Raw genomic sequence first — 510 nt, forward strand, 5'->3', positions numbered from 1 at the left:
TTGAGTGATCGGCATGGATGTTATTACGTGATCGGCATGAATGTTATTGAGCGATCGCCATGCGTGGGAATATGCAAGGGCGTCGGGCCAGAACTCGGGATCCTCGGCCGACAAGGTGCAACAGCCGACGATGCCGTCGCTGCAACTCGCGACTAGGAGCTCGGATCTCAGGACGAAGGTCTCCGCGAATGTCCGGTCGATCCGCGCGACGTCCCAGGCGGGCGTTCCCTTGGCGGACATCCACGCCGCAGCGTCGTGCATCAGCCGCACAACCTCGTCGATATCACCCGAGCAGGCGACCCGAACGTTCGGAGGCTCCTCGCTGTCCATTCGCTCCCCTGGCGCGGTATGAACCGCCGCCTCATAGTGCAGTTTGATCCTGACGAGCCCAGCATGTCTGCGCCCACCTTCGCGGAACCTGACCAGGGTCCGCTAGCGGGCGGCCGGAAGGTGAATGCTAGGCATGATCTAACCCTCGGTCTCTGGCGTCGCGACTGCGAAATTTCGCGA

1 pseudogene is annotated in these 510 nt (G+C 62.0%); it reads right to left on the minus strand.

What is annotated here, in order from left to right:
• Positions 1-330: pseudogene (locus GF617_RS26980) on the minus strand (GNAT family N-acetyltransferase); the annotation flags it as partial.
• Positions 331-510 lie beyond the last annotated feature (180 nt).

This window comes from Lelliottia sp. RWM.1 (genome assembly GCF_016859735.1).
Lineage (GTDB): Bacteria > Pseudomonadota > Gammaproteobacteria > Enterobacterales > Enterobacteriaceae > Enterobacter.